Genomic DNA, 26,836 nt, shown 5'->3' with positions numbered 1-26,836 from the left:
TTCCTACTTTACGCTTCCTGACAACCGTTCGCATCACTGGGACGTTACTGTCGGGTCATGTCGCTACTGTTTGAGGGGCTTCCGGTGACTGGGCAGCGGCAGCCGTACCGCTGCCCGGCGCACCGCCGGAGTTCATCCGCACCAGCGGTCCAGAGACCGTCACGCCACTCGGGTCCACCTTCACAAAACTGCCCCCGGCCTGCAGAGTCACCTCCGCCCCCGCTTCAATCACGATGTTCATACCAGCCTTGTGATGAATCTCGCGGCCTGCCTCGATGAGCTGGGCTCGGCCTGATGGCTGTGGTGGCTGCCGCCCACGGTGTGGCTGAAATCGCCACCGATGCGCTCCCTGCCCTCACCTTCTACCGTGCTGTGACTGTTGCCACCCACGCGCTCGAACCGGTTGTTATCCACGGTGAAGTGGCTGTCGTTCTTGATCACTTCGGTGCGGTTGTGCTCGGTGAGCAGGTCCAGGTCTTTCTGGGCGTGGATGTAGATCTGCTCCTTGGCCGCTTCGTCCTCGAATCGTAATTCGTTGCTGCCCTCGCCCTTGTGGGTCTGGGTTTTCAGGGTTGTGCGGGTTTTGTGCTCTAGTAATGAATACGGTGGTTTGTTGGTGGCGTGATAGGTGCGACCGGTGATGATCGGCTGATCCGGGTCGCCATCCAGAAAGGACACAATCACTTCATGGCCGATCCGGGGCAACGCCATAAAACCATACTGCCCGCCGGCCCAGCCCTGGCTGACACGGAGCCAGGCACTGCTGTGTTCATCGTTCTGGCTGTAACGATCCCAGGGGAAGCGCACCTTGACCCGGCCGTGTTCGTCACAGTGGATTTCTTCACCCTCAGGGCCGGTGACGATGGCGATCTGCGGGCCGTCCATGATGGGGCGATGAACACACTGTGGGCGCCAGGTGAGGTTCGCGGGGATGGCGCTGAAGCTGTTGTGATAAGTGGTCGGTTCCGACCCGCCCTCTTCCTCTAACGCCTGCGGCTGCTGCCCGCGATGGATAACGGCAGTGAGTAGCCAGTCTCGGTTCAGGGTCGGTTGGTCATGGTCAGTGAGCTCAACCTTGGCGCCCGGTGCGAAGTCCGGGCGATTGCTTTCGCCCTGAGCGGTGCTAGCGTCATTTCGAAGCGCATCCAATCTGGCCCGGGTAAATGGCTGGCCACTGGCATCAGCCTTGAACCGGCCCGGGTAGTCGAAGTGCTGGTAATCGTCGCTGTGGTTAGGGGAGCTGGCACCCTGCTCGTGCATCAGGGCGTAGGCGGGATTCTTGAAGGTGTAGTCTTTGAGCGCAACGGAAGCGGCGCGCACGCGTTCCTGGTAGCGGAACTTGAACACCGACCGTTGCCGGTGACTGCCACCCGCAGAGGCGTTATATTCGGCCGAAACCAGAACCGGCGCATCGCGTGATGGTCGGAAAAAATCAGCCCAGCCGATGCACTGCGGTCTACTGAACCATGCTGATAGCGGAAATGCCAGCCTTCCTCTGCCGCCAGCCGTTCCAGAAACGCCAGATCGCTTTCCCGGTGCTGAACGCAGTATTCCCGCTCCGCCGGCTCGCGTTTTAGTTCAAACACTGAATCCACAATGCCCCGCTCTTCCAGCAGTGTGCGTGCAATGGAGTCGGGACGTTGCTTCTGGAAAATTCGACTGTTGTGCATCAGCCCCAACCGCCACAACGGCGGCTGAATGACCAGTTCATAGCGGATTCGGCGATGGCCAGAGTCGCCCCGGACAAATTCACTGACCACACCGGTGAAGCGCCGCAGCGGCTCCCCATCCTGCCAGACCATCAGTTCAACCGGCTGCTCGAGCACATCCGCGGCGCCAATAGCGGGATCGGTGCTCGCCAGCTGCAAGCGGCCATGAAACAACTCGGAAAGGGCTTCGGTCAGCGCAAAGCCGACGACAGAAAAAACTTCTGAGGGAAACTCACCGACACGAGCGGTGAATTGCAATCCATTTGCCTGAGGCATGCCTTCAATCCTTTGAAGCATTAACGATGTGCTCACCGGGTTACGCGCAACGCCAAATCCTTGGCTACCCTACCCGGTGAAACTGGGCTGAAAATTACCAGCACGGCACCTCTGAAGCAACGCGCGAACACTGAATCTGAGCACTCGGTGGCACTGAAGGCTGGAGTTATACGCCCCTTTGGCTATCGAAACCTGATCGGGGGTGGGCGCATAAAATCCGGACGGTGGTTGCTTTGGGTACGTCAGGGCATTGACTGAAAAGCCGATATTGCTGGGCACAGGGCATCCGAAAATGGAGTTTTGCGAACGAATGTTATACGAACGCGTTCGTTGAATACGCTGTTAATCATCTGAGGTTACATGGAAGAACAATCAATTCCTGCAATACATGTTTGGCTACCCTTGCTCAAGGAGTCCGTCGTTGGTGTGTCAGCAGGACTGGTAGCACTTTTTGCCTATTTGGGACTAAATACTTGGCGCAGAGAGATCAAAGGGAAATCAGAATACGATTTAGCTAAAGCTTTGCTTAAAGCCGTATTTCGTGTGCGAGATGGATTTAAGCATGTCCGAAATATAGTCATATACCAGTTTGAGTACCCTGAAGAAATGACAGACAAAAACGGTCACTTGATCGCTGAGCATCGTTACGAGGGTACTGCTCACGTCTATGAAACGCGCTGGAAGGTTTTAGAGTCAGCGTTCCGCGAGCTAGAGGATCTACACCTAGATGCTCAGGTCGAGTGGGGCGGGCAGTATCAGGAAAAAATAATGGCACTTAGGGAGTGTCGTGCTGAACTGCTTGTTGCAGTACAGCAGTTTATCGAATCAAAAAAGTCACCGGGGTTTGCGCAAGAATGGGAATCGCAAGCTGAGAAAAGGGAGTCTCATTCAATCCTTTACCATCTTGGCTCCAATTCGCGGCATGATAACTTCACGCCGAAAATCGAAGCTGCGGTTTCCGAGTTCGAGGCTTGGTTGAGACCACACATCGACAAAAAAGGTTAACAAGGCCATTAAGGTTGTTCCGGGCCGACGGCCCTCGACCGGACGCCTTGTCAGGGCGCCGCTTATGGCTGGCGTTAGGCAATCGTGATGATGAAATGGATCGCAACCCTTTTGCTGCTTACCCCCGGTGCTGTATTAGCAGAGACTGAGCTAAATTTTCACTTGTGTTCGGCTTACGTGCAGCAATCGGCAGTAGGTACACAGATCGAGAATGAATGGCCGGTTCACGCAAAGTTGACAGAGATTGGCGCCGCAAGTTTTGAGAGGTTCACTGAAGCAAACATTGGCAGAATGAGCCGAATTATTGTCGGTGATCAGGAGTTCTTGAGGGCGACAATATTGGGGCCAATGTCTAATGGGGACTTACATGGAGCATTCAGTTCCCAAGAGGTTGCCACTGCATGGCAGCGAACTCTGACAGGCAAATTACCGGCAGCTCCGTGCGGAGCGGGAGACTGAAAAATGCCTAACCAATCATTCAAGTTCGTTCCCGGCCTAGCGGCCGTCCACCGGACGCCCTATTCGGGCGCCCCTTAATTCTGGCGTTTAAGGCTAAAGGGAGTTTTCGGTGAACAAGGAAGACCTATCCCCAGTAGACCAAGCCTACTACAAGCGTTTTGAGTTCAAGCCGTTACGAGTATTGCTGTATCTACTGGCAGTCGTTTACTTGCTGTTTGTTTATGCAGTCGGTGGTTCCCTGTTCAGCGGAGGCTTTTTCAGCGGCGCGGTCGGAACCTTTGTTCTGATTCAGGGGATCGATCTCTCTCGAAGACGACTGATCGTCATTGGCGGATTCCTGACAGTTGCGAGCATCTTCCAGACAATATTGTCGGGGTTGTAGTGATTACCGAGCGCTTCCTACAAAAGCCTTTAACAAGTAGTTGTAGTACGTTTCGGGCCTGGCGGCCCTTCACCGGACGCCTTGTCAGGGCGCTTATTTCGGCGTTGGGCGTCCAGGCAGGAGAACTTCTACACTTTTAGGAGCAGCCAGACTTTCGTGAGGCTGAACGAAAAGGTAGGAGGTGCATCATGAGCAATGAACAAACGCACACTGGCAGTTGCTTCTGCGGTTCGGTCAAATTGACCGTCTCTGGCGATCCTGCCGCCATGGGCTATTGCCATTGTGAATCTTGCCGGCGCTGGTCAGCCGGGCCAGTAAATGCATTCACTTTGTGGAAGCCTGAATCAGTGAACATCACTCAGGGTACCGACAATATTGGGACCTACGCGAAGACCCCTCAAAGCCACCGAAAATGGTGTAAAACGTGCGGAGGGCATATTTTTACTGAGCATCCGTCGATGGGGTTAGTTGATGTATATGCCGCAGTGATACCTAGCTTTCCATTTGTAGCTGACGTCCATGTGCATTACCAAGAAGCTGTTTTGCGTATCCACGATGGCATTACCAAATTAAAAGATGTCCCTGAAGAAATGGGTGGCTCTGGCGAAAGTATTGCTGAGTAGCATCGGAACACTCACATATTGGAGCGCCCAACAAGGCCATGCACCCTTCTGACTACCCCCGATCAATTACTGGGAGGGCAATCTAGTGAGAATAGTCCTGCTGATCATCTCAGCATTCTGGTTCCTTCCAGTTTCATCGCAAACGCTCCAGATTATGGGGTCGGATCAGGGCTTCCTGCCGTTTTATTATGGTGACAACCTTAACAAGGGCATTCTGGTCGAGGTGATTAATGAGTTTACGGTGGAGACGGGTATCGCAGCTGATTTCCGCCCTATGGCGCGCAAACGCCATGCCTGGGCCTTGGAAAAAGGACTAGCTAACGCGGTTTTCGCCAACCCGCGTTGGATGCCGGACCGGATGCATGCTGTCGGACCGGTGTTAATCTGGCGTGACCGAGTGTTCGCTCAGACTGGCCGACGACCGGACTCCTTCGATGACCTTCAGGGCAACATCTGTCTGCGCAAATGGTTTGTTTACAGTGATCGACTTGAGCGGCGGATCGGAACCGACTTGGTCCGCCATGACGGGTACAATGCCCAGCAGATGCTGGGCATGTTTCTGCGTAAACGGTGCGATTTCATCGTTATGAACGAAATGGAGTTCCGGTTTATGGCGCTGCAGGTGGAAGTCGATTCGGAACGTTACAGCACGGATCTGATCGACGCCGAATGGCCGGTCTATCTTGGTATCCTCAAAACCGAGGCGGCTCTGATTGAAGCGGCGGAAGCTTTTTTCGCTACTTACACGGTTGACGTGGAGGCCATGTTGCCCAAACTTCCGCCGCCGGACACGCACACCTCGATTCAGCCGGACAATTAGGGAAGGTGGCGGCCAATGGCCGCCAGACGCTCTTGCCAGGATGGCTCACTTCAGACGTTAAGCGTAAGTTATGGATTCAGGTTTTAAGCTGGCATTTAGTGGCTTAGCGATAGCGCTCACCTTTGTCGCCTTCGTGCCCTATATATTCTCGATACTGTCGGGAGCCACAAAGCCGCATGTATTCTCCTGGGTTATTTGGGGGACGACGACATCGATCGTCTTCTTTGCTCAAGTTGAAGCCAAAGGTGGTATTGGTGCCTGGCCGATTGGTGTTTCAGGAGCCATTGCCGTTTTCATTGCTTTTCTTGCGTTCGTAAAACGTTCGGATATCTCGATAACGAAAACGGATTGGGTGTTTTTTCTATCGGCATTGGCGTCGCTTCCCTTTTGGTACCTTACGTCAAACCCGTTGTGGGCTGTGGTCGTCCTTACAACCGTCGACCTGCTTGGTTTTGGGCCCACAATTCGTAAAGCCTATGACGCCCCTCACCAGGAAAACATTCTTTTCTTTACATTGTTTATGGCAAGAAACGTCTTTGCTCTGTTGGCTTTGGAGACTTATTCGCTAACAACGGTGCTCTTCCCGCTGTCCGTTAGTATCGCCTGTCTAATCTTGCTCATTTTTATTGGCTACCGTCGCAGGGAAGTGCGCGCCTGAAAACCGCAAGCAATGCTATAGCGCTTCTTTTGGTGCCTCGCTTTCAGTGCTGAGCCAAGGGATGTTTTTTCCGCGGTAGGAACGTCATAACGGGAAACCGGCTTTCCCTGCCAGCACTGTCACCTATCTGTATTGGAACTGTCGCAAAGCTGACGCAGAACCGTCATTAGTCAGCTCTAGTGTGTTGAGTCACGACATATACATCGACTGATTCACTCACACCCGAGGCGACTATGGAATTTCGCACACCCACCTTCCGCAAAACCCTGATCTCAGTGGCCGTGGCCAGCTCACTGGTGGTCCTTGCCGGCTGCACCGACGACGGCGATGATGGCACAAACGGCACCAGCCAGACCCTGATCGAAATGAACGTACTGGCACTTACGCCAGCGGTTCGTTTGATGAAAGCGCAGCGGAAATTGTCGCCCACGACGCCGCCAACCAGCGCCTGTTTGTGGTGAACGCCAATAACTCCACCGTGGACGTGCTGGACATCAATGACCCGGAGGTGCCCACCCTGCTTGGCACCATCGACGCCACGGCTGAGGGCGCCTCTGCTAACAGCGTGGCCGTATACGGCGATCTGGTGGCTGTCGCCATAGAGGCCAACGTAAAGCAGGACAACGGCAAGGTGGTTTTCTACAACACCACTGACCTGAATAAAGTCGGCGAAGCCAGCGTAGGCGCACTTCCAGACATGGTGACTTTCACCCGCGACGGCCAGAAAGTACTGGTGGCCAACGAGGGCGAGCCCAACGACGACTACAGTATCGATCCGGAAGGCTCCGTCAACATCATTGACCTCTCTAACGGCGTTGCCTCCGCCACCGTAACCACCGCCGGTTTCACATCGTTCAACGCCCAACAGGCAACACTGGAAACCGCCGGCCTGCGCGTATTTGGCCCAAATGCCACACTGGCCCAGGATATGGAGCCGGAGTACATCGCGGTATCCATTGATGATCAAACCGCCTGGGTCGCCCTGCAGGAAAATAACGCCGTGGCCGAGCTGGACATCGCCGCCGGTGAAATCACCGCCATCCTTCCGCTGGGCTTCAAAGACTACAACCTGATCGGCAACGAGCTGGACGCCAGCAACCGCGACAGTGGCATCAATATCCGCAACTGGCCGGTTAAGGGCATGTACAACCCGGATTCCATCGCCAGCTATGGTTACAACGGCAAAACCTATTACCTCACCGCCAATGAGGGCGATGCCCGGGACTACGACACCTGGACTGAGGAATTCCGGGTAGGCGACCTGACCCTGACCGGTGCACTGGCTGGTATCGCCGGGCTGCAGGATGATGAGAACCTGGGCCGTCTCCGCATTACCTCTACCCTGGGTTCGAGCAACGGCTGCAACGCCTCCCAGCTTCCCGCTGACTTGGGCGACCTGAATAGTGACTCCCAGATTGATATCGACGACGTGGTATTCCATGTGGAGAACAATTGCGAGTACGACACCCTTTACGGTTACGGCGCTCGCTCCTTCAGCATCTGGTCTGCCGATGGCAAGCGTGTCTTCGACAGCGGCAGCGAGTTCGAGCGCATCACCGCCAGCCTGATTCCAGAAGGCTTTAATGCCTCCAACGATGAAAACGATGCAGACGCCCGATCTGACGACAAAGGCCCGGAGCCGGAGGCCATCACCGTGGGTGAAATCAACGGCCAGACCTTCGCCTTCATCGGCCTGGAACGCGTAGGCGGTATTATGGTGTACAACGTCTCCAACCCGCAGAGCCCGGAGTTTGTGCAGTACATCAACAACCGCGACTTCAGCGCAAGCCAGACCGAACTGGAAGCCGGCATGGCGGGCGACCTGGGCCCCGAAGGCCTGGCCTTTATCCCTGCAGGCAGCAGCCCAAACAGCAAACCGATGCTGGCGGTAGGTAATGAAGTCAGTGGGACAACCACCCTGTATGGGATTGATGTGATTGAGCTGACAGCCAACTAAGAAAAAGCTAAAACTCCAAAAAGCACCACTCCCTGACGCGCCGGTTGACAACAGCCCCGGCGCGTTTTTTGTACACAATTACGACAGTGCAGCGGCAAGGCTCACTACGCCCGGCGGCCCCTGAGTGCATCCAGAACTGCAATGCGTGGTGAGGTTTCTTCCCCTCTGGCAGCCACAATGAACGGCTCTGCTAGACTCATTACATCCTACTCGCTCTCTGAGCTCAGCTTTCCAGAACCAGATTTTTCTCGATGCAGTAATCCCCCCTCCTCTGGCGCGAAGATAGCCTATGAGACAGCAAATCAGTTTCTGCACCACATCGGACGGTGTCCGTATTGCCTACGCCGTTGCCGGTAGTGGCCCCCCGCTTATTCGCGTAGGGGGTTGGCTGACTCATGTGGAACGCGATTGGGGCAGCCCTGTATGGCAGCATTGGTTGCAAGAACTGACCCACGAGCACACCCTCGCCCGGTTCGATATTCGTGGAAGCGGGCTGTCCGATCATGATGTTGCCGAACAGGGCCTCGAGGCCTGGTTCAGGGATCTTGAGGCAGTGGCTGACAGCCTGGGGTGGAAGCGTTTCTCACTGATTGGACTGTGCCAGGGTGGGCCCATCGCCCTACTCTACGCATTCCGACATCCGGAACGGGTCAATAAGCTGGTGCTATACAACGCGTATACCAACGGGGCGTTTACGCCGGGAGCCAGCGAACGAAACAGCGAGGAGGCGGAGGCGTTGGCCGCCATGATTAAGGTGGGCTGGGGACGTAAAACCGGCGCCTTCCGGGAGCTGTTTGCCCGCCGTTTGTCCCCTGGCCATGACACCAAACAGATTGCCTGGTGGGACGAGCTGCAAAAAACCACGGCCTCACCCGAAAATGCGGTGCGTCTGTGGCGCGGTTTTCACCAGATTGACGTCCGCGACATTCTCCCGCATATCCATACCCCAACTCTGGTCGCCCATGTTGAAAACGATGCATGGTGCCTTTCGAGCTGGGTCGCAGCCTGGCTTCCCAACTACCGGAAGCGCGCTTTTTACCGCTGAAGGGCGCCAACCACATACTGCAGCTTGAAGACAGTTCCTGGCCGGTTTTCGTTGGGGAGCTTCGCCGCTTTCTTGCAGAAGAGCCGACGACACCGGGGAATCAGGCCGTGCCGTGGATTGGTGAGCTGACGAGCCGCCAGCGGGTGGTGCTCAATCTGGTGGCCCAGGGGCAGTCGAATGCAGAAATCGCCCATGCTCTGTCGATCGCGGCAAAAACCGTACGCAATCATGTCAGTGCCATCTGCGGCAAACTCGATATCCCTACCCGTGCACAATTGATCGTGCAGGGCCGGGAGCATGGCTTTGGCGCGGAATGATCGTCATCCGGGACCTTTGTCCCGGCTAACCGCTGTTTTTTTCATCCAATCGGGACACCTGCCTCATGCCCCGGGCTCCTGTTGTGCCGTAGTTTGAAGCTATAAGCCTCAAACTGAAGGAGTCAGATCATGAAAGCATCTACCGCGAACATTGAACCAAGGCTGGTTCCCACTCGTCAGAAGCCTTTGCAGCAACGCTACCGCAAAGATCCGGATGCGGCATGGATACAAGATGAAGGCCGGGCGGTGATTGGTGACGGTGCCGACCCTTTTCACGGCGAACTCGAGCCCCCGAACAACGCCGGCAAGCGATGGTCATTCGGTATTCATGAGGCGGTTGGCGGGTATCACGATGCTCCGAATCCGGGGGATCTACTCTGCACGTCACTGGCGGCGTGTCTACTCTCGACCACGCGCATGATCGCGCAATGGCTGGATATTGAACTTGCGGATATCGAGGTGGCCGTGGTCGCTAAATGCGATGTGCGGGGCTCGCTTATGGTGGATATGTCTGTGCCGGTGGGTTTTCAGAGCATGGAGTGCAATGTGTGGCTGCAGTTCGCTACGCATACCGATGAAAGCCGACTGAAGTCTCTGATGACGTACGCTGAAGCCTGCTGTGTGGTCATGCAGACCATCCGGCCCGGGGTTGATGTGAAGACACTCTGGCATGTGGATCAGGAGGCACCCCATGAATAACGAACTGAAACTCCGGTCTTTGAAAGTTGCGCTTGTGGTGGTGGGTATCATCTTCATCGCAGGCATCTATCCGATGATGATGTGGGTATGGCCTTCCGGTTGGGCATGGGAGCCCAGGCAACCCGAGTACGAACAAATGATCATGGGGATGTATGTCACGCTGGGCATTTTCCTCGTTCTTGCGGCGAAGGACCCACTGGCCAACGCTAGCCTGATCTGGTTCACGGTCTGGTCGAGCATTGTTCATGGCGGGATCATGTTCGTGCAGGCCATCGTTGATGAAACAGAACACGCTAATCTGGCAGGCGATGTACCTGCCCTTTTTCTGGTCGCGATTGCTCTGTGGTATCTGATGCCAAAAGAGGCGCCAGCCTCGTAAGAGACCCATTACTTAAAGCACTCGCGCCCTGGAGTTCAGGGCGCGTAAAGATAAGCAAGCTGCTGGTGAATGCAGTCGAGGACTGGTCTAAGGACTCAGGTCTGTCGCGGCTTGTTGTTCGCTCCAATGTGACTCGCCTGGAGTCTCATGAGTTTTACCCCTCCATCGGTTTTGAGCTCACAAAAACGACGCATGTTTATGCGAAAGAACTCAATCCTTCGGGCAAATGATTTAAGCTGACCACCTGATTAACACCGCCTATTTTCAACACCACCGGTAAGGACTCAGCCATCAAATCCGTAGCACTCGCCACCCTGATCATCATCCTGCTCGCAGGCATCGTCTTCCAGTACTACATCACCGCCCTGCCCGATCTGGAACAGCCGATCACCCTCAGCTCTGCGTCCGTCGGAGCAGATGGCGAATCCATCTCTGCCGCCTTCGTGGACAAAGACGGCCACGAATTTCACTTTGGTGTTCGGGGCGACGCAGAGAGTGACCGGGAATCCTTCCCGGCCTTTTACATCAGAAATCCCAAACTGGTGCCCTATTTCTACTGGCCCTCAACCGGCGGGCCGGATGAAAGAAAGCTCCTGCGATTGGTGGCAGGCTGGCTAGAAAGGAATGTGAACCCGGAGTTGAGGGAACGGCTGGAACAGAACGATGTTGAGGGCCTCAGCGGCCCGGACAAGGAAGTGGCAGCGGTGCATGAGATCTATGACATTTTAATGAGCCGACACCGCCTTTAATTGGGCTTCAGCCGACAGATTTTCTGCTTCCCTGCCTATCTGCTACTACTGTTAGTGACCGGCATTGAACAAAAAAGGAGGTTCAACGTGAGCGTGCAACTGAACCACACCATCGTCTGGTGCCGCGACAAGCAGAAGTCGGCAGCCTTCCTCACTGAAATCTTAGGTCTTGCGAGCCCCACCCGTTACGGGCCGTTTCTTGTGGTCGAGCTGGACAATGGCGTGTCCCTGGATTTCTACGAAACCACCGGCGAAATTTCTCCGCAGCACTACGCCTTTCTGATTGATGAAGAAGACTTCGACGAAAGCTTCGACAGAATCTGTAGCCGAGGCATTCCCTATTGGGCGGATCCCGGAAAGGAGTCTCCGGGCGAAATCAACCGGCACGATAGCGGGCGCGGTGTGTATTTCGATGACCCCGATGGGCATTTCATGGAGATGATCACCCGGCCGTACGGGGGAGGTGGCTGATACCATGAAGAGATGGGTTGCCATGGCCGGATTCGTTAGTGCAGTCGGGTAAGATATTTTTACGCCAGATAAAACTCATGAGCAATCGGCGAGTCAAAAAGCTTGGCCGTGGCTGCCTTCAGCTTTTCCTTCTATGCTCAGGTAACAGGCCGCGAGTGCGCCTAACACAACAACGCCCGGTGAAAGGAAGCACGGTAAAAACTGGGTTGTACATAGACGGCATGGCAAGGAGGGCTTATGGGTGTCACCAACCGAGAATCGGGCACCAATGTTCACGAGGTTTCCGACGGCATCTATCGAATCAACACCCCGGTTTCAATCCCGGGCAGCGGCTTCTCGTTCAACCAGTATCTGATCCTGGATGATGAACCTCTGCTGTTCCACACCGGGCCACGCAAGATGTTTCCGCTCGTGCGGGAAGCAGTCGCCAGCATCCTGCCGGTTGAACGGCTAAGGTATATCGGCTTTTCACACGTCGAGTCCGATGAGTGCGGATCTCTCAACGAGTGGCTTGCGGTTGCGCCCCATGCGGTGCCCCTTTGCGGGCGTGTAGCGGCGATGGTGTCCATCGAAGACCTTGCCGATCGCAGCCCACGAGCGATGGCCGATGGCGAGTTGATTACGCTGGGGACCCATGCTGTCCGCTGGTTCGATGCCCCTCACCTTCCGCATGCCTGGGAGTGCGGTTTTCTGACTGAGGAGACAACTCGCACCTTACTCTGCGGCGATCTGTTTACCCAGGGTGGTAGTAAGCTTCCTGCACTCACCGAATCCGACATTCTGGGCCCCAGCGAAGCCTTCCGGCATAAGATGGATTACTTCTCCCACACCCGAAACGCTGACGCGATGCTTGAGCGCTTGGCTGCTACCCAGCCGACCACGCTCGCGTGCATGCATGGGAGCGCGTGGCGCGGGGATGGCGGGAAGTTGCTGCGAAGCCTGGCTGATTCGCTGTCTGCCTGATTTGGGGGGCTTTTAAAGCTCAAAGTTCTAGAGAATTACAGCGCATGAAGCTCTCACTCTGCAGCGAATCCGACAAGCCGGAAATTCAGCAGCTGTTCACCGAAACCTTCTCCGAATCAGACAGCTCAGCGGAGGGCGCTCTGGTTGGGCAGTTAGCGCAGCAACTTATGGACGAGACCGATGCTGAAAACGCCTTCGGTTTTGTTGCCTCTGAGAACCAGGAAATCGTCGGGTGTATATTCTTCACACCGCTAAAGTTCGATGCCCCGTCCAAAGCAGTTTTGTTGTCCCCCGTTGCCGTTCGCACAGAGTATCAAGGCCAAGGCGTCGGCCAACGGCTTATCAGGTTCGGCATGGAGCAAATGGGTAAATCCGGTGTGGAACTTGTCTTCACCTATGGCGATCCGAACTATTATTCAAAGGTGGGTTTCAAGACTGTTTCTCAGCAGGTAGCAAAAGCGCCTTTTGAATTATCGCATCCGGAGGGATGGCTGGTCCTGTCCCTGACAGGCGCCGCAATTAAGCCCCTGCCCGGGGTCGCCCGCTGCGTCGACGCATTCAACGATCCGGCGCTTTGGTAAGACCAGCAATCAGGCCGGACACCACAATCACCCCACGTCAAAGAGAGCCAACCACGGACTATGTAGTGACCTTTCAAGCACAAAAATATTATCCGGAACCGTCGCTGACACTGGGCAAACCACCTAGACTTTGAAGAGGCGACGAGCGGGCTTTTGGCCTGTTCAGGAGGTCTCTATGCGCACCCACGGTTTTACCCTCGCAGTCCTTGCGTTTGCCCTGCCTGTTTTCGCCGCGGATCCAGTTGTTACAGACGGCGATAAGTACAAAGTTCTGCTGGAAAACGCCTGTGTCCGCGTGCTTGAGTATCGCGACGAACCCGGCCAGATCACTCAGGAACACCAGCACCCGGCCTTTGTGCTCTATGCGCTGGCACCGTTTGAGCGGGTGATTCATCTGCCGGGCGGCAAGGTGATTAACCGAAGCTTTGCCGCAGGCGACGTCATCTGGTCACCAGCACAAACCCACACCGGCGAGAACACGGGCAGCACCCCAACCCACGCGGTTATCGTGGAATCGAAGGCGTCTGGCAGCCGGTTGTCCCAGTGCAGTAACGAATAAGTTACGAAGTTGATATAGGCCGCACGAACTAACGGCCATTGGGGTAGGAACAGAGACCCCGGGCACGGTTTACTGTGCCCGGGGGACCGCTTTGCGTGCGGGTTTATTCAGGCTTGTACAGGCGCTGGATGCTGGAGAAGTCCAGCGTGCCATTGCCCTGCCCTGCGTGGAGCGAGAACAGGTTTCGAGCCAGTGAGCCCATGGGGATGGACGCCTGATTCTTCACGGCGTTGTCGAACGCCAAACCCAGATCCTTGGTCATCAGATTAACCAGGAAGCCACCCTCGTAGTTACGCGAGGCAGGTGCGTTTTCCATCACCCCCGGCCATGGGTTGTAAACGTTCAGCGCCCAGTTGCCACCCGAGCTCTGCTTCATGATTTCCGACAGCACCGCCGGATCCAGGCCGTTCTTCACGCCCAGGGCCAGCGCTTCGCTGGTGCCGGCCATCAGGATCGCCAGCAGCATGTTGTTGCAGATCTTGGCGACCTGGCCGGAGCCGTGCGGGCCAGCATGGAAGATGTTCTTGCCCATGGCATCGAGAATCGGCTTGGCCTTGGCGTAGGTATCGTCGGCGCCACCGCAGATGAAGGTCAATGTGCCAGCTTTGGCACCGCCAACACCGCCGGAGACTGGCGCATCCAGGAACGGAATATTGCGGGCCGTGGCTTCTTCAGCCACACCGCGTGCCGTTTCCGGGGCAATGGTGGAAGAATCGATCACCAGAGTGCCTTCGGGCAGCTTCGCCAACAGGCCGTCATCACCCAGGTACACTGCTTCCACGTGCTGGCCAGCGGGCAGCATGGTGATCACGCACTCCGCACCCTGGGCCGCTTCATGGGCGGTGTCCGCGGTTTTTGCGCCTTCGGAGACCAGTGTCTGAACCGCCTCTTTGGACAAATCAAATACGGTGACGTCGTGCCCGGCTTTCACCAGGTTGCTGGCCATGGGGCCACCCATGTTGCCAAGCCGATAAAGGTAATCGTTGCCATATCCCTTCTCCTTATTGTTCTAGTCGGTTATGTGGGCCACCGCTGCTGGTGGCCGTTTGGCTATGCGTTATAAAAATCGTCCATCCAGGCGCTGTCCATCTCCGCCAGCGACGCGTAGCGCCACCGTGGCTGATGATCCTTATCGATCAGCAGGGCCGGATGCCTTCTGCGAACTCGCCTTTGCTCAGGCACTTCTTCGACAACACCAGTTCCTTATCGAGAACTTCCTTCAGGCTGTTGTGCTTGCAACCATTCAGGTGGCCCCAAACCAGAGCCAGAGACGTGGGCGATGCCGACGCCAGGGACTTGGTCGCCTTGCCCAACCAGCTGTCACCACCAGACAGCTCACTGAGCTGGCTAACCACCGCTTCCAGGGAATCGGCATCGGTCACCCGGTTGATCTCGTCGAAATGGCTGCGAATGGGCGATTCCGGCATGGCATCGGTGCTTTGCTGCTCAAACTGGCGCAGAACACTGCCAACCACGGCGTGAGGATCTTCGCCCTGCCAGGTCTTTTTACAAAGCTCAGCAACAACATCGGCTTTCAGCTCATGCTTGATGAAGCGGTCCGCCAGGCCGGTAAAGACAGCGTCGGCGCCGTTCAAACGTGCGCCGGTCAGTCCCAGAAACATACCGGTACGGCCAGGCGTGCGGTTCAGGAACCAGCCAGCGGCAACATCCGGGTACAGGCCAATGGTGATCTCGGGCATGGCGAGCTTGGACTTTTCAGTAACCACACGGTGCGAGGCGCCTTCCATAATGCCCATGCCGCCACCCATGACGATGCCATGGCCCCAGCACACAATGGGCTTGGGGAAGGTGTGGAGCAGGTAATTCAGCTCGTACTCTTCGGTGAAAAAGGCTTCGCCTTCGCTGGCGCCCTGGGGCTCGGTCATGCTCCGATACAGGGCAACGATGTCGCCACCGGCGCAGAATGCCTTGTCGCCTTCAGATTCCAGCCAGACCGCGCCAATGCGCGGATCTTCCGCCCAGCGCTTGAGCTGGGGCGTGAGCAGGCGAATCATTTCCAGCGAGAGCGAGTTGAGTGCTTTCGGCGTATTCAGGCGGGCCACGGCGATCAGTGCGTCGTCACCGGTAGTCCACTCTTCAAAAATAATGGGTTGGTCACTCATAGTATTTCCTTCAGCCGCTGCCCGGCAGCGGCTCTCCAGCAATTTGTTAGCGGTTTTTCCAGTCCGGTGTGCGCTTTTCCAGGAAGGCGTTCACGCCTTCTTTCTGGTCTTCTGTGGAGAACAGCTCCACGAACAGTTCACGCTCCATGCGCCAGCCGTCGTCGTGGCTGCGGCCGTCGCGGGCGCTCATCACCAGGGTCTTGCAGCGGGCTGTTGAGGACGGGCTTTGCTTGCAGGCCATTTCCGCCAGCGCCAGTGCCTTGTCCAGGCTGGTGCCGGCGGGAACCACTTCTTCCACCAGGCCAATCTGCAGGGCCTTGTCGGCCTTGACCCGCTCGCCGCACAGAATCATGCGCTTGGCCCAGCCTTCACCCACCAGCCAGGGCAGGTTCTGGGTGCCACCGGCACAGGGCAGCAGGCCAACACCCGCTTCCGGCAGGGCCATCTGGGCGTGTTCTTCGGCGATGCGGATATCGCAGGCCATGGCACATTCCAGGCCACCGCCCATGGCGTAGCCGTTTACCGCCGCGATAGAAACGCCACGGAACTTGCTCAGCTCGGCAAAGGCCTCACCGAAGAGCTGGGCCATCTGGTTGGCCCGGGCTTTGTCGCCGTCGGCGAAGGTTTTCAGGTCGGCACCGGCCGAGAAGAACTTTTCACCCTGGCCGGTGACCACGAGTGCGAAGATGTTCCGGTCGGCATTCAGTTCACGGATGGTTTCCTTGAGTGCCGGCAGGGACTCCGCCGTCCAGGTGTTGGCCGGCGGATTATTGATCGTCAGTACCGCAATGTGTCCGCGTTTTTCGAGCTGAATCAGATCGCTCATTGTCTGTCTCCCCTTTCCTTGCGGTGTTCTTGGTTCTGTTTGCAGCGCCTCATTGAATCGCTTCGGCCACGCCGTCTTCGAGCAAGCGACGGGCGACAATCAGACGCATGATTTCGTTAGTGCCCTCGAGAATCTGGTGCACCCGCAAATCCCGCAGATACCGCTCAATGGGATACTCGCGGATGTAGCCATAGCCGCCGTGCAGCTGCAGGGCTTCGTTGACTATCTCGAAACAGGCATCGGTGGCGAATCGTTTGGCCATGGCACAGTGCAGCGTGGCTTCGGTGTCGCCGCTATCAAGCTTGAACGCACCCAAACGCACCATCTGTCGGGCCGCTACCAGGTTGGTCGCCATGTCGGCGAGCTTGAACTGCAGGGCCTGGAAGGCCGCCAGCGGTTTACCGAACTGTTCACGCTCGTGCATGTAATTGCGGGCCCGCACCAATGCCGCCTGGGCGCCACCGAGGGAACAGGTGGCGATGTTCAGGCGGCCACCGTCGAGGCCTTTCATGGCAATGGCAAAACCGTCGCCTTCCTCGCCCACACGATAAGAGGCCGGAACGCGTACATTCTCCAGGCTTATCATGCGAGTGGGCTGACTACGCCAACCCATCTTTTCTTCGTTCTTACCGTAGGTGATGCCGTCGGCGTCGGCCGGGATCACAAAGGTGGAAATGCCTTTGGAGCCGCTGTCTGGCGCTCCGGTACGGGCCATCAGCACCAGGATGTCGGTACTGCCGGCGCCGGAAATAAATACCTTGCTACCGGTGATCAGGTAATCGTCACCATCGCGAACCGCCTTGGTGCGCAGGCTGGCCGCATCGGACCCGGCTCCGGGTTCGGTCAGGCAGTAGGACGCCAGCCACTCGCCACTGGCGAGTTTGGGCACCACTTCCTGTTTCAGGTCATCAGAAGCAAAACTGGCCACCATCCAGGTCGCCATGTTGTGAATCGTGATGAAGGCCGCGGTGGAGGGGCAGGCTGCGGCCAGCTCCTCGACAATCACCGAGGTATCAAGCCGGGACAGGCCCATGCCGCCCAGGGCTTCCGGTGTGTACAGGCCCATGAAGCCCATTTCACCGGCTTCCTTCATCACATCCACGGGGAAAATATGCTCGTCGTCCCACTTGGCCGCGTGCGGCGCCATGGATTTCTCCGCGAACGCACGTGCCGCTTCCCGGAACGCCAGCTGGTCTTCGGTCAGGTTAAAGTCCATCGAATCACTCCAGATCTAAGTAGGCTGGTAATGATGGGAAAAAGGGGGCCGGAAACAGGTTCCGGCCCAAGTTACCCCACCTTCAACACACTCAACGCAACTGGATAGAGAAGTTCGCTTCGGTGCTGGCCTCGCTGGAGAACCAGCGTGAAGTGACGGTTTTGGTTTCGGTGTAGAAACGCACGGCCTGCTTCCCGTAGGCGTGCTGGTCACCGTAGAAAGAGCCCTTCCAACCGGTGAAGGAGAAGAACGGCAGGGGCACAGGAATGGGAACGTTAACTCCCACCTGACCCACATCAATCTCGTGTTGGAAGCGACGAGCGCAGCCACCGGAGGCAGTGAAGATGGAAGTACCGTTGCCGTAAGGGCTGTTGTTGATCAGCTCGATGGCATCACCCAGGGTATCGGTTTCCATGCAGCACAGTACCGGGCCGAAAATTTCCTCGTTGTACACATCCATCTCGGTGGTAACACCAGAGAACAGAGTCGGACCTACCCAGTTACCGTCGGGCAGACCGTCTACGGTGCAACCGCGACCGTCCAGCAGAAGGTTCGCACCCTGGGCTTCGCCCGTGGCAATCAGGGATTCAACCCGATCCTTGGCCTTGGCGCTGATGATCGGCCCGTAGCTGGCACCGGAATCGTCCCAGGCACCCGGGCGCACCTTGGCCATGGCTTCTTTCAGTTCCGGAATCCACTGCTGGGCTTCACCCACGAAGACCGCGACGGAAATCGCCATGCAGCGCTGGCCAGCCGCACCCACGGAGGCACCGACCAGGGCATTGAGCACCTGCTGTTTGTCGGCATCCGGCATAACCACCATGTGGTTCTTGGCACCGGCGAAGCTCTGGACTCGCTTCATGTTGCGGGTACCGGTTTCGTAAATGTAGCGACCAACCGGAACAGAGCCCACGAACGAAATCGCTTGATGGCCGGGTCGTTCAACAGGGTGTCTACCTGCTCCTTGCCACCGTGGACAACCTGAAGAACGCCTTTCGGTGCACCGGCCTGTTCAAACAACTCAGCCAGCCGCATCGGGGTCAGGGGATCCTGCTCGGATGGCTTCAAGATGAAGGTGTTACCGCAGGCAATCGCCATCGGGAACATCCACAGAGGGATCATGGCCGGGAAGTTGAACGGCGTAATACCGGTGCAGACGCCCAGCGGCTGGATCCATGAGTGGGTATCGACTGCGCGGGCCACGTTTTCAACGGTTTCGCCCATCATCATGGACGCCACGTTGCCCGCGTGTTCAACCACCTCAATACCGCGCCAAACATCGCCCTTGGCGTCTTCAAAGGTTTTGCCGGTTTCCTTAGACAGAATTTCGGCAATTTCATCGTGATGCTCTTTCAGCAGTGCCTGGTAGCGAAGCATCACCCGAGCCCGTTCGGACACCGGCACTTCTTTCCAGGTCTTGAAGACTTCGCCGGCGTATTTGATGGCCTGCTCCATTTCCGCGTGGGTAGTGCACGGAGCCTTGGCGATTACTTCGTTGGTGGCGGGATCGGTAACGTCAATCCAATCCTGGGTCTGGCTTTGTACAAATTCACCAGCGAGGTACAGAGGTACATTTTTCATGTTGAAGGCCCTATTTGTTGTTATGAGGGAAGCAAGCCAAAACCCGCGGGTTTCGACCACGATGTAATGAAGACTAGCATGGTGCACACGCAAGGGTGATTGACTAAATTTCGCTCTTGATGGACTATCTTTCGATCTCGCATTCGACTTATGGCGACTACGATGCCCCAGACTTCACAGTGGCCGGTACCCCAGGACAGCGTTCGTTACGTGGTACCGGCCCCGATCATTCGACTGCTGGCCAGTCACCCGCTCACCCAGGACCTGTACCCGCTGGCGTTTGGCCACTACCGGCGCGCGGTTGGGCACCACATGCACCGGGAACACCACAGCGACTATCTTTTGATCTACTGCACCGAAGGCAAGGCGTTCCTGAACGTGCTGGGCGAGCCCTACACCGTAGGCCCGGGAGATCTGTTGCTACTCCCAGCCGGCGCCCACCACCGCTACACCTCGGACCCCGACAACCCATGGACAATTCATTGGGTGCATTACACCGGGCCTCTGGCTGAGGAATTCCGCCATTACATGGGCTTTGGCAACACCCGCATCCGTCACCTGGGCCGCCAGCCCCGGTTGCTGGTGGATTTCAACGGGCTGTTGTCGGTGCGCCAGACCGGTTTCCGGGCCCGGGGCCTGATTCACGCCGCCAACCGCCTGCGGCAGCTGATGGCAGCGGTACCCCTGAGTGCCGATGAAACCAGCCATGAACAACAGGCAGAGCTGGATACCATCCACAACTACATGCGCGAACATCTGGACGAACGAATCTCGCTGGATCAGCTGGCCGATCTGGCCGGGCTGTCACCGGCGCACTTTGCCACCCGCTATCGGGAACAGACCGGCAGCTCGCCGATCCAACATTTCTTACACCTGAAAGTGGAGCGGGCGTGCCAGATGCTGGACACCAGTGACCTCAGCTTCGCCGACATTAGCCGGCGCCTGGGGTATGACGACGCCTACTATTTTTCCCGGCTGTTCAAGAAAGTGATGGGGCAATCGCCCCGGGATTATCGGCACACGGCGAGGCACTGAACGCCTAGCACTGAGCACTGAGCACTGCGATTCGGGCCAACGTCCCATCTGCCATTTCGGCAACTTTTGTTCGAAAAATTAAACGGATACCCTTGAGCCAAAGAACGTCTAACAAAACATCACGCACAACAAGAGTGACCCCATGGCCTCGTATACCATCGAAATCAACGAAACCTTTGATGTGCCCCGCAGCCGGGTGTTCGCCCTGTTTGCCGACCACAAGCGCTTTGGCCAATTGCTGGGCGCACCGGTGAAACGCATCAAGGACAGCGATCAGGCAGATCCCAACGGCATCGGTTCGGTCCGTAAGATCGGTATCGGCCCCATTGGCCTGGAAGAAACCATTCTGAGTTTCGAGCCGGATTCGCTGATTGAGTACACCATCAGCAGCCTGAGCCCGATCAAAAATCACTTCGGCCGGATCCGCTTTGACGACACCCCGGATGGTCTCACCCAGATCCGTTACACCATCCGTTTTGACGACATCGTGCCGTTTACCGGCAAGGTAGTGAGCACCACCCTTGAACAGGGTATCCGCCGGGGCATTAAACGGGTGCCTGAACTGGCTTGAATCGACTGGGGATAATAGGAAAGGAACGGCCCCGGACGGCTGTTCCCTTGTTGCCACGGTATTTGTTAAAGCCGCATAACGGCTTTTCCAAAGGAGCTGTTAGTAGCTGCCCCCACCACCCTCTCCTCGGTGCCCTGACCGCTTCTTGTACTGCCGTCTTTTGTCCATTTCGCCCTCTTCCCGGCCTGCGGCCGTCGGGGGCATGTTTTCCAGATCCTCAATGGTTCGAGGACTACCCGGCTCCAGCCTCATTTCATGACCCATTCCGGTACGGCTCTGGCGCCGCATCATGGTGTCATCCGAATGCATGCCGGGCTGACCGTCCATCATCATTTGCTGGCGTTCCTTCTGCCGTTCCCACTGGTCAGCGGTTGCCGAGGTGAGAGGCAGCAACACTGCCAGGCCCAGGGATCCAATAAGCAGTTTTTTCATCGAGTTACCCTCCCTTTTAAGGCCGACTATCCCCGGCCACGGGAACTACTCTGAGGGGACCACTGTTAACTTCGCACGGCCCCACTACAGAGACACTCTGAACGCGCCTTTGTTACCGCGCGGAAGATTAAACCTCCATCTCCTTACAGCAATTTCATCTACGGCTTACATGGCACAGGAGTATCCTTTGACGATCGGCGTCGGAAAATCCGCAGTGCGCCGTCTCTCAAGCAGTTCCTTATGCCAGGGATATTGGCATCAAGAAGGAGCTTTCTATCATGAACAAGATCAAGCTATACGCAGCGTCCCTCGCGGTTCTTTGCTCTTTGCCACTAGCTGGCGTTTGGGCGGACGATAGCAAAATGGGACAGGAAGAAGCCGCCACCACTCAAACCGAGGCCGGAGCGGTAGATCTGGATGGCCAACCCATTGCCGGCTACAAGCTGATGACGCCGGAAGAGAGGCAGGAGTTCAAGGACCGCATGGAGGGGCTGGATTCTGCCGAACAGCGTCAGGCTTACCGAGCATTGCATCGTGACCGGATGACCCAGCGCGCGAGGTCCCAGGGAATGGATCTTGAGGATATCGAGGATCTGCCAGCCACCGCCGCTGGCCGGGAAGAGCCGTCATCGGGCGATATGGAAACCGAAATGAACAGGGATGATCCACTGTCGGAGGGGGAAGGCGAAGTTCAATAACCCGCCGCAATGAATCGTAATTTGAGGAGGGTCCGTTGGTTTTCTGTGGTCAGCGGCCCACCTAAGACACTGCTTAATAGCCCTACCCAAGAGCCCTGCTGACAAGCTTTCCGGAAAACGGAACGACTTCCAGTTAATCATAGTCTCCGGACGTTTCGCGCTCCTTACCAAATAAGCCTGTTCCCTGCCTGATTAGTTGAGTAAAATCCGGCCCTTTCATAAGAAACAAGAGGCAGCGCAGATGGGCAGAGCCTACCAGAACCGCAAAGAATCCATGGCCAAGACGGCCGCGGCAAAAACCAAGGTTTACAGCAAGTACGGTCGCGAGATCTACATGGCCGCTAAATCCGGTGGTACAGACCCGGACGGCAACCTGTCACTGCGTGGACTGATCGACCGCGCCAAGAAGGATCAGGTTCCGTCTCACGTCATCGAAAAGGCCATCGATAAAGCCAAGGGCGGTGCCGGCGAAGATTATTCCGCGGCTCGGTATGAGGGCTATGGCCCCGGAAACTGCATGGTGATCGTGGACTGCCTGACCGACAACCCGAACCGCACCTTCGGTGATGTTCGCCTGGCCTTTACCAAGACCAAGTGCAAGATCGGCACCCCCGGTACTGTGTCGCACATGTTTGATCACTGCGCCATTTTCGCCTTCAAGGGCGAGGATGAAGAGGCGGTACTGGAAGCCTGATGGAAGCCGACGTCGACGTGACTGACATCGAAAACGAAGATGGCCTGATCACAGTATTCACTCCGAACACCGAGTACGCCAAGGCCCGTCAGGCGCTGACCGATGCGTTCGAAGGTATCGATTTTGACGCCGACGAAATCCAGTTCCTGCCAAAGACCACCACACCGGTCGAAGGCGACGACATTCCGCTGTTCGAGAAGTTCTATGACATGCTGAATGACCTGGACGACGTGCAGAATATTTTCCACAACGCCGAACTGCCGGAACAAGCCGAATAAGCCTCCGGCCTACAAGGAAACCCAACATGAGCGAACCACGCCCACAGAGCCAGCCGGCTCGGGTTGTCATCCTCAAGACCGGAACCACCTACCCCAGCATTCGGGAGGTTCACGGTGATTTCGAGGCTTGGTTCGTTCGTGGCCTGTCGCCGAACTTGGCGCTTACGGTCATCAATGTGGAACAGGGCGAGCTGCCCGGTGCACCCGAGCAGTGGGATGGCATTGTAGTCACCGGCTCGCCAGCCATGGTCAGCGATCGCGCTGAATGGAGCGAGAACACGGCCCGCTGGCTAGCCGATGCGGTTGAACAGCAGATTCCGGTCTTCGGGGTGTGTTACGGCCATCAGCTTTTGGCCCACGCCCTGGGTGGTGAGGTTGGTTACCATCCCAAAGGCCGGGAAACCGGCACCCGCACCATTGAGCTGACCGCCGAAGCCGCCGCTGACCCACTGTTTGCCACCCTACCGGGCTCATTCAAGGCCCAGCTGACCCATAAGCAGTCGGTACTCAAGCTGCCAGCAGGCGCGGTTCTGCTGGGCCGAAGCGACTTCGAGCCGCATCAGGCATTTCGGGTTGGCGAGTGTGCCTGGGGGGTGCAATTCCACCCGGAATTCACTGACACGGTTATGAAAGGCTACCTGAATGTCCAGGCCCCGGAGCTGATTGCTGAGAACCTGGACCCAAAGGCTCTGTTGGCGGCCGCCGAGCCTGCGCCGGTGGCCTCAAGCCTGCTGCAGCGTTTCTCGAACCTGATCATGAACCGCCAGCGCTGAGCCTTGGCCACAGCGCCAGCCTCAGTCCAGGATGTAGGCGGTTTTCTCCAGGGAATTCTCTTCTTCGTCAACAAAGCGGAATTCGTTCCAGCCCACCCGAACCATGTCGTTGCTGTTCAGGCGCTGACGGCTCTCCAGACGGATGTCGTTCACGAAGGTGCCGTTGGTGCTGTCACTGTCGGTGATGTAGTAATCGATGGTGTTATCCAGGTAGGCGTTGGGCACCGCCTCGATTAACGCATGCTGACCACTCACCGAGATCTCATCAATCTGGATATCGTTCTCGGCACGACGTCCGATCCGGGTTTCGGGTTGATCCAGCTCGAACGTGTTTACCACCACGTTATCCACCAGCTGTGAAAAGGTTGCCATCTCAGGTTCCTCTGCTTAGTTCAGGGTCAACAACACAACGGACACGTTGTCCGATGCCAGATTGTCCAGGGCTGTCTCAATCAATGCTTCAACCGCAGACTCGCCACTGTCAGCCTGCTGCAAGATGTCTTCCCACTCCTGCTGTGCCACCGAATTGGTTAATCCGTCGGAACACAACATGAGGCTGTCGCCGGGCTCAAGGGTCTGTCGGGCGTAGCTGATTTCCAGCGGCTCCATAGCACCCACGGCCCGGGTCAGAACGTTCTTGAATGGCACATTCGGAACATCTGCCTCAGTAATGCTGCCGTCGTCGAGCATGTTCTGAACCACAGTGTCATCCCGGGTCAGGCAGGTGCCCTTCCCTTGTCGAATCAGGTAGCACCGGGAATCACCAACGTGGGCGATGTGAGCTTTGGCGCCATCCAGCCAGGCCGCCACCAGGGTGGTCCCCATCTTGTCGAGCTGACTGTCTTCGGCCCGGCGATCTTGAATTCGCTGGTTGGCGAGGGCGAATGCCGCCATCAGGTTGTCGTGGGCTGTCATCTCATGCTCGTGCAGATCCCCCGAAAACAGTCTCGGTGTGAGCGATTCCATGACCGCTTCGGCCGCCAACCGGCTGGCTATTTCGCCACCCTGATAGCCACCCATTCCGTCCGCCACCAACACCAGGGCCGCACAGGCGTCCTCCCGAACCTGCCACACCGCCACGTCCTGATTGTGTTCCCGGACGGCTCCGGTGTGACTTCGCCCTGCAACCGTTATGTTCATTACGACACCTCCCTGGCTTCCCTGACTGCCAGGCGCCGTACCGCCTCGGCCATGGTGGCGGCGGACGCAAAACGCTTGTCCGGTTCACGCTGAATCGCCTTGTTGATCAGCCGCACCACGCCATTGGGAATGTCGGCATTGAATTCGCGCACACTGCGCGGACGCTTGTTCAGAATCTGATAGGTCAGGTTAGCCAGGGTATCGCCCTGATAAGGCGTCTCCCCACTCACAAGCTTGTAGAGCGTGACCCCAAGGCTGTAGATATCCGAAGCGCCGGTGACTTTCTGCCCTTTGAGCTGCTCCGGGGACATGTACAGCGGGCTGCCCATGACACTGCCCGTCTTTGTGCGGGAGTCGTCGGAGATCTTGGCAATCCCGAAATCGGTGATTTTGATGGCCCCGTCATTCGGGTTGTAGATGATATTGCCCGGCTTGATATCCCGGTGGACCACTTTCTGGCTGTGGGCGTAGGCCAGCGCATCGGCCACCCGGGCAATGATCTCCAGCACCGCCGGCAGCGGCAACAGCCGGCCCGACTTGCCAAATTCGCTGAGCGGGCGGCCCTGGGCATAGTCCATGGCTATGTAGCAAGGTCAGCCTCTTCGCCGACGTCGTACACGGTCACGATAGAGGGATGATCAAGCCGGCCGGCAGCCTCCGCCTCCCGGAAGAAACGCTGTTTCAGTTCCGGGAGGTGGCCATCGTCGAAAGCCTGGTAGCTCAGCGTCTTGATGGCTACGGTGCGGGCGATTTTCGGGTCTTTGCCCAGGAACACAACGCCCATGGCGCCCCGACCCAACTCCCGCTCAATTTCGTAACGGCCCAGGGTCGGGCGGCTCAGGGACTGTTCCGGCATCAGCAGTGTGCGGGTATTGTCGAAGCCGCTGGGCTGAATCGAGGTAGACTCGTTCGACAGCTTCTCCAATGCGGACAGGCGCTCACTGGCATCCCGGAAGTTCTTCCGGTGCTCCTGAATATGGCTGTAACTGGCGATGGCTTTTTCGTACTGACGCTTGCGCTCCTGCTGGATCGCAACGTCGTATCGCAGCTCCAGAGCGTCCTCACAGGTGGGGCATCCCTGGAGCGCACTGACGGCTTCATCCGTGTGGCCCTGTTGCAGCAACAGCCGGGACAACCGTAACCGGGCTTCCTGCACGTTCGCTTTCAGCGAGCATATTTCACGATTGGGCTGGAGCCAGAACAGCATCACGACAAAACCCGCCACCAACAGGGTGATCACTTCGCCCAGGGGTAGCCACTCATTCCGATAGAAGGTCAGCGCGGCCTGCAACACCACCAGGCAACCACCCAGAAGCAGCGTGACCGGCAGCGCTACCGCCACGCCCATTCTTGGAATGGCTAATGCGAGGTAAAGCGAAGACAGCACCAGGGCGATACCAATGCCTAGCTCGGACCACAATGGCTCCGAGATCGCCCGTGCCGCCAAGGTGTCTGACACCGCACCGGGCGGGATGGGCACCGGCCCATTGCCGGTGTCAGGAGCACCCATCAGGCCCAGGAAAACCCGATCGGCCCAGCTGAGGAATTCCAGCTGCCCGCCCGCCAGGGCAAGCACCACGGCTGCCAGAACTAGCAACAACCTCAGGCTAAACAGGTGCGAGCACAGGTAGAATAGAGCGTTCACGAGTCACTTATCTGTAAATGGTTGATCTGGCTAGTTTAGAAACAGTCAGGGCCGGGTGATAGCGCCAAAGAAGTGTTTTTTGTAAGGGTTTGTTCACCTGGGAGGCGGGTCTAAATTTTCAAATAGGTTCAGCAGATTTACTTTTTCGCGGGCAGCAGATCCAGTTGATGAC

At 57.1% G+C, this 26,836-nt stretch carries 28 protein-coding genes and 5 pseudogenes; 21 read left to right on the top strand and 12 right to left on the bottom strand.

Annotation, left to right across the window (positions count from 1 at the left end):
• Window positions 1-64: 64 nt before the first annotated feature.
• A pseudogene (locus tag AU14_RS09905) lies at window positions 65-1,985 on the bottom strand (type VI secretion system Vgr family protein); the annotation flags it as partial.
• A gap of 360 nt (window positions 1,986-2,345) precedes the next feature.
• Between AU14_RS09905 and AU14_RS09900 the strand changes: the two are divergent.
• The 11 genes from AU14_RS09900 to AU14_RS09860 all read left to right on the top strand — a co-directional run bounded on the left by AU14_RS09900 (window position 2,346) and on the right by AU14_RS09860 (window position 10,329).
• Window positions 2,346-2,990 carry a hypothetical protein gene (locus AU14_RS09900; protein ID WP_041340597.1) on the top strand — a complete coding sequence of 215 codons (645 nt, stop codon included), beginning with the start codon at window positions 2,346-2,348 and terminating at the stop codon, window positions 2,988-2,990.
• Window positions 2,991-3,558: 568 nt separating this feature from the next.
• Window positions 3,559-3,831 (top strand): hypothetical protein, encoded by a 273-nt coding sequence (locus tag AU14_RS09890; RefSeq protein ID WP_041340594.1) that lies wholly within the window; start codon window positions 3,559-3,561, stop codon window positions 3,829-3,831.
• Between the two features lie 188 nt (window positions 3,832-4,019).
• Window positions 4,020-4,454 carry a GFA family protein gene (locus AU14_RS19060; protein ID WP_094191194.1) on the top strand — a complete coding sequence of 145 codons (435 nt, stop codon included), beginning with the start codon at window positions 4,020-4,022 and terminating at the stop codon, window positions 4,452-4,454.
• Window positions 4,455-4,539: 85 nt separating this feature from the next.
• On the top strand, window positions 4,540-5,274 hold the full coding sequence (locus tag AU14_RS09885; RefSeq protein ID WP_041340592.1) for a type 2 periplasmic-binding domain-containing protein: 735 nt from the start codon (window positions 4,540-4,542) through the stop codon (window positions 5,272-5,274).
• 70 nt (window positions 5,275-5,344) lie between these two features.
• Window positions 5,345-5,932 carry a hypothetical protein gene (locus tag AU14_RS09880; RefSeq protein WP_041340590.1) on the top strand — a complete coding sequence of 196 codons (588 nt, stop codon included), beginning with the start codon at window positions 5,345-5,347 and terminating at the stop codon, window positions 5,930-5,932.
• A 233-nt stretch (window positions 5,933-6,165) separates the two neighbouring features.
• On the top strand, window positions 6,166-6,393 hold the full coding sequence (locus AU14_RS21360; protein WP_236743957.1) for a hypothetical protein: 228 nt from the start codon (window positions 6,166-6,168) through the stop codon (window positions 6,391-6,393).
• The gene (locus AU14_RS09875; RefSeq protein WP_236743956.1) at window positions 6,387-7,889 is read left to right on the top strand and encodes a choice-of-anchor I family protein; all 1,503 of its coding nucleotides are present in this window, start codon (window positions 6,387-6,389) and stop codon (window positions 7,887-7,889) included. Before AU14_RS21360 ends, AU14_RS09875 begins: the two co-directional genes overlap by 7 nt.
• 289 nt (window positions 7,890-8,178) lie before the next feature.
• A complete protein-coding gene (locus tag AU14_RS21355; RefSeq protein WP_236743955.1) occupies window positions 8,179-8,934 on the top strand; it encodes an alpha/beta fold hydrolase in 756 nt (251 codons plus the stop codon).
• Entirely contained in the window at window positions 8,868-9,251 is a 384-nt protein-coding gene (locus AU14_RS21350) for a LuxR C-terminal-related transcriptional regulator (protein ID WP_236743954.1), read from the top strand. The genes AU14_RS21355 and AU14_RS21350 overlap by 67 nt, the downstream gene beginning before the upstream one ends.
• Window positions 9,252-9,380: 129 nt before the next feature.
• Window positions 9,381-9,950 carry an OsmC family protein gene (locus AU14_RS09865; protein ID WP_041340589.1) on the top strand — a complete coding sequence of 190 codons (570 nt, stop codon included), beginning with the start codon at window positions 9,381-9,383 and terminating at the stop codon, window positions 9,948-9,950.
• A complete protein-coding gene (locus tag AU14_RS09860) occupies window positions 9,943-10,329 on the top strand; it encodes a DUF6632 domain-containing protein (RefSeq protein WP_041340587.1) in 387 nt (128 codons plus the stop codon). The genes AU14_RS09865 and AU14_RS09860 overlap by 8 nt, the downstream gene beginning before the upstream one ends.
• A 284-nt stretch (window positions 10,330-10,613) precedes the next feature.
• Here the strand turns inward: AU14_RS09860 and AU14_RS19505 are convergent, their stop codons facing one another.
• On the bottom strand, window positions 10,614-10,790 hold the full coding sequence (locus tag AU14_RS19505) for a hypothetical protein (RefSeq protein WP_158498312.1): 177 nt from the start codon (window positions 10,788-10,790) through the stop codon (window positions 10,614-10,616).
• Here AU14_RS19505 and AU14_RS18635 point away from each other — a divergent pair.
• From AU14_RS18635 to AU14_RS09835, 5 genes are all read left to right on the top strand, one after another.
• On the top strand, window positions 10,773-11,078 hold the full coding sequence (locus tag AU14_RS18635; RefSeq protein ID WP_052472014.1) for a hypothetical protein: 306 nt from the start codon (window positions 10,773-10,775) through the stop codon (window positions 11,076-11,078). The genes AU14_RS19505 and AU14_RS18635 overlap by 18 nt on opposite strands.
• A gap of 87 nt (window positions 11,079-11,165) precedes the next feature.
• Entirely contained in the window at window positions 11,166-11,549 is a 384-nt protein-coding gene (locus tag AU14_RS09850) for a VOC family protein (protein WP_041343842.1), read from the top strand.
• 237 nt (window positions 11,550-11,786) lie between these two features.
• The gene (locus AU14_RS09845; protein WP_041340585.1) at window positions 11,787-12,512 is read left to right on the top strand and encodes an MBL fold metallo-hydrolase; all 726 of its coding nucleotides are present in this window, start codon (window positions 11,787-11,789) and stop codon (window positions 12,510-12,512) included.
• Between the two features lie 44 nt (window positions 12,513-12,556).
• Window positions 12,557-13,093 carry a GNAT family N-acetyltransferase gene (locus AU14_RS09840; protein ID WP_041340583.1) on the top strand — a complete coding sequence of 179 codons (537 nt, stop codon included), beginning with the start codon at window positions 12,557-12,559 and terminating at the stop codon, window positions 13,091-13,093.
• Between the two features lie 175 nt (window positions 13,094-13,268).
• On the top strand, window positions 13,269-13,652 hold the full coding sequence (locus AU14_RS09835) for a cupin domain-containing protein (RefSeq protein WP_052472013.1): 384 nt from the start codon (window positions 13,269-13,271) through the stop codon (window positions 13,650-13,652).
• A 103-nt stretch (window positions 13,653-13,755) separates the two neighbouring features.
• On the opposite strand, the pseudogene mmsB reads toward AU14_RS09835, so the two are convergent.
• The 5 genes and pseudogenes from mmsB to AU14_RS09810 form a co-directional block, all read right to left on the bottom strand.
• Window positions 13,756-14,642 (bottom strand): annotated as a pseudogene (gene mmsB, locus AU14_RS09830) (3-hydroxyisobutyrate dehydrogenase).
• A 60-nt stretch (window positions 14,643-14,702) separates the two neighbouring features.
• A pseudogene (locus AU14_RS09825) lies at window positions 14,703-15,775 on the bottom strand (enoyl-CoA hydratase/isomerase family protein).
• A gap of 46 nt (window positions 15,776-15,821) precedes the next feature.
• A complete protein-coding gene (locus AU14_RS09820; protein WP_041340581.1) occupies window positions 15,822-16,601 on the bottom strand; it encodes an enoyl-CoA hydratase in 780 nt (259 codons plus the stop codon).
• A 49-nt stretch (window positions 16,602-16,650) separates the two neighbouring features.
• Window positions 16,651-17,817, bottom strand: coding sequence for an acyl-CoA dehydrogenase family protein (locus tag AU14_RS09815; RefSeq protein ID WP_041340580.1), 1,167 nt, complete (start codon window positions 17,815-17,817; stop codon window positions 16,651-16,653).
• A gap of 91 nt (window positions 17,818-17,908) precedes the next feature.
• A pseudogene (locus tag AU14_RS09810) lies at window positions 17,909-19,398 on the bottom strand (CoA-acylating methylmalonate-semialdehyde dehydrogenase).
• 162 nt (window positions 19,399-19,560) lie between these two features.
• On the opposite strand from AU14_RS09810, the gene AU14_RS09805 reads away from it, so the two are divergent.
• A complete protein-coding gene (locus AU14_RS09805; RefSeq protein WP_041340578.1) occupies window positions 19,561-20,433 on the top strand; it encodes an AraC family transcriptional regulator in 873 nt (290 codons plus the stop codon).
• Between the two features lie 142 nt (window positions 20,434-20,575).
• Window positions 20,576-21,004 (top strand): SRPBCC family protein, encoded by a 429-nt coding sequence (locus AU14_RS09800; RefSeq protein ID WP_041340577.1) that lies wholly within the window; start codon window positions 20,576-20,578, stop codon window positions 21,002-21,004.
• 99 nt (window positions 21,005-21,103) lie between these two features.
• Here the strand turns inward: AU14_RS09800 and AU14_RS09795 are convergent, their stop codons facing one another.
• The gene (locus AU14_RS09795; RefSeq protein ID WP_041340576.1) at window positions 21,104-21,436 is read right to left on the bottom strand and encodes a hypothetical protein; all 333 of its coding nucleotides are present in this window, start codon (window positions 21,434-21,436) and stop codon (window positions 21,104-21,106) included.
• A gap of 278 nt (window positions 21,437-21,714) precedes the next feature.
• Here AU14_RS09795 and AU14_RS09790 point away from each other — a divergent pair, with 278 nt between their 5' ends.
• From AU14_RS09790 to AU14_RS09780, 3 genes and pseudogenes are all read left to right on the top strand, one after another.
• Window positions 21,715-22,134: a hypothetical protein gene (locus AU14_RS09790; RefSeq protein ID WP_041340575.1), complete on the top strand. Its 420-nt coding sequence runs from the start codon at window positions 21,715-21,717 to the stop codon at window positions 22,132-22,134.
• A 241-nt stretch (window positions 22,135-22,375) separates the two neighbouring features.
• Window positions 22,376-23,106: pseudogene (locus AU14_RS09785) on the top strand (YebC/PmpR family DNA-binding transcriptional regulator).
• 26 nt (window positions 23,107-23,132) lie between these two features.
• Window positions 23,133-23,879, top strand: a complete 747-nt coding sequence (locus AU14_RS09780; RefSeq protein WP_041340573.1) for a glutamine amidotransferase — start codon at window positions 23,133-23,135, stop codon at window positions 23,877-23,879.
• 21 nt (window positions 23,880-23,900) lie between these two features.
• On the opposite strand, the gene AU14_RS09775 is transcribed toward AU14_RS09780, so the two are convergent.
• The 4 genes from AU14_RS09775 to AU14_RS22805 are packed head-to-tail and all read right to left on the bottom strand — an operon-like array spanning window position 23,901 to window position 26,664.
• Window positions 23,901-24,251 carry an FHA domain-containing protein gene (locus tag AU14_RS09775; protein WP_041340571.1) on the bottom strand — a complete coding sequence of 117 codons (351 nt, stop codon included), beginning with the start codon at window positions 24,249-24,251 and terminating at the stop codon, window positions 23,901-23,903.
• Window positions 24,252-24,266: 15 nt separating this feature from the next.
• The gene (locus tag AU14_RS09770; RefSeq protein WP_041340569.1) at window positions 24,267-25,019 is read right to left on the bottom strand and encodes a Stp1/IreP family PP2C-type Ser/Thr phosphatase; all 753 of its coding nucleotides are present in this window, start codon (window positions 25,017-25,019) and stop codon (window positions 24,267-24,269) included.
• Window positions 25,019-25,597, bottom strand: a complete 579-nt coding sequence (locus AU14_RS21345; protein WP_269079027.1) for a serine/threonine-protein kinase — start codon at window positions 25,595-25,597, stop codon at window positions 25,019-25,021. The genes AU14_RS09770 and AU14_RS21345 overlap by 1 nt, the downstream gene beginning before the upstream one ends.
• A gap of 2 nt (window positions 25,598-25,599) precedes the next feature.
• Window positions 25,600-26,664: a protein kinase domain-containing protein gene (locus AU14_RS22805; RefSeq protein ID WP_269079026.1), complete on the bottom strand. Its 1,065-nt coding sequence runs from the start codon at window positions 26,662-26,664 to the stop codon at window positions 25,600-25,602.
• Window positions 26,665-26,836: the final 172 nt, after the last annotated feature.

Source organism: Marinobacter similis, assembly GCF_000830985.1.
GTDB lineage: Bacteria > Pseudomonadota > Gammaproteobacteria > Pseudomonadales > Oleiphilaceae > Marinobacter > Marinobacter similis.
This window is presented reverse-complemented; position numbering and strand designations above follow the sequence as displayed.

Bases quoted from the DNA above. Each gene is read 5' to 3' on its own strand.
- AU14_RS09880 (WP_041340590.1), top strand. From the start codon at position 5,345: ATGGATTCAGGTTTTAAGCTGGCATTTAGTGGCTTAGCGATAGCGCTC.
- AU14_RS19060 (WP_094191194.1), top strand. From the start codon at position 4,020: ATGAGCAATGAACAAACGCACACTGGCAGTTGCTTCTGCGGTTCGGTC.
- AU14_RS09900 (WP_041340597.1), top strand. From the start codon at position 2,346: ATGGAAGAACAATCAATTCCTGCAATACATGTTTGGCTACCCTTGCTC.
- AU14_RS21355 (WP_236743955.1), top strand. From the start codon at position 8,179: ATGAGACAGCAAATCAGTTTCTGCACCACATCGGACGGTGTCCGTATT.
- AU14_RS09790 (WP_041340575.1), top strand. From the start codon at position 21,715: ATGAACAAGATCAAGCTATACGCAGCGTCCCTCGCGGTTCTTTGCTCT.
- AU14_RS09865 (WP_041340589.1), top strand. From the start codon at position 9,381: ATGAAAGCATCTACCGCGAACATTGAACCAAGGCTGGTTCCCACTCGT.
- AU14_RS09770 (WP_041340569.1), bottom strand. From the start codon at position 25,019: ATGAACATAACGGTTGCAGGGCGAAGTCACACCGGAGCCGTCCGGGAA.
- AU14_RS09775 (WP_041340571.1), bottom strand. From the start codon at position 24,251: ATGGCAACCTTTTCACAGCTGGTGGATAACGTGGTGGTAAACACGTTC.
- AU14_RS09820 (WP_041340581.1), bottom strand. From the start codon at position 16,601: ATGAGCGATCTGATTCAGCTCGAAAAACGCGGACACATTGCGGTACTG.
- AU14_RS21350 (WP_236743954.1), top strand. From the start codon at position 8,868: ATGGTGCCTTTCGAGCTGGGTCGCAGCCTGGCTTCCCAACTACCGGAA.
- AU14_RS21345 (WP_269079027.1), bottom strand. From the start codon at position 25,597: ATGGACTATGCCCAGGGCCGCCCGCTCAGCGAATTTGGCAAGTCGGGC.
- AU14_RS09800 (WP_041340577.1), top strand. From the start codon at position 20,576: ATGGCCTCGTATACCATCGAAATCAACGAAACCTTTGATGTGCCCCGC.
- AU14_RS09835 (WP_052472013.1), top strand. From the start codon at position 13,269: ATGCGCACCCACGGTTTTACCCTCGCAGTCCTTGCGTTTGCCCTGCCT.
- AU14_RS09805 (WP_041340578.1), top strand. From the start codon at position 19,561: ATGCCCCAGACTTCACAGTGGCCGGTACCCCAGGACAGCGTTCGTTAC.
- AU14_RS09860 (WP_041340587.1), top strand. From the start codon at position 9,943: ATGAATAACGAACTGAAACTCCGGTCTTTGAAAGTTGCGCTTGTGGTG.
- AU14_RS09795 (WP_041340576.1), bottom strand. From the start codon at position 21,436: ATGAAAAAACTGCTTATTGGATCCCTGGGCCTGGCAGTGTTGCTGCCT.
- AU14_RS09815 (WP_041340580.1), bottom strand. From the start codon at position 17,817: ATGGACTTTAACCTGACCGAAGACCAGCTGGCGTTCCGGGAAGCGGCA.
- AU14_RS09845 (WP_041340585.1), top strand. From the start codon at position 11,787: ATGGGTGTCACCAACCGAGAATCGGGCACCAATGTTCACGAGGTTTCC.
- AU14_RS21360 (WP_236743957.1), top strand. From the start codon at position 6,166: ATGGAATTTCGCACACCCACCTTCCGCAAAACCCTGATCTCAGTGGCC.
- AU14_RS09780 (WP_041340573.1), top strand. From the start codon at position 23,133: ATGAGCGAACCACGCCCACAGAGCCAGCCGGCTCGGGTTGTCATCCTC.
- AU14_RS09840 (WP_041340583.1), top strand. From the start codon at position 12,557: ATGAAGCTCTCACTCTGCAGCGAATCCGACAAGCCGGAAATTCAGCAG.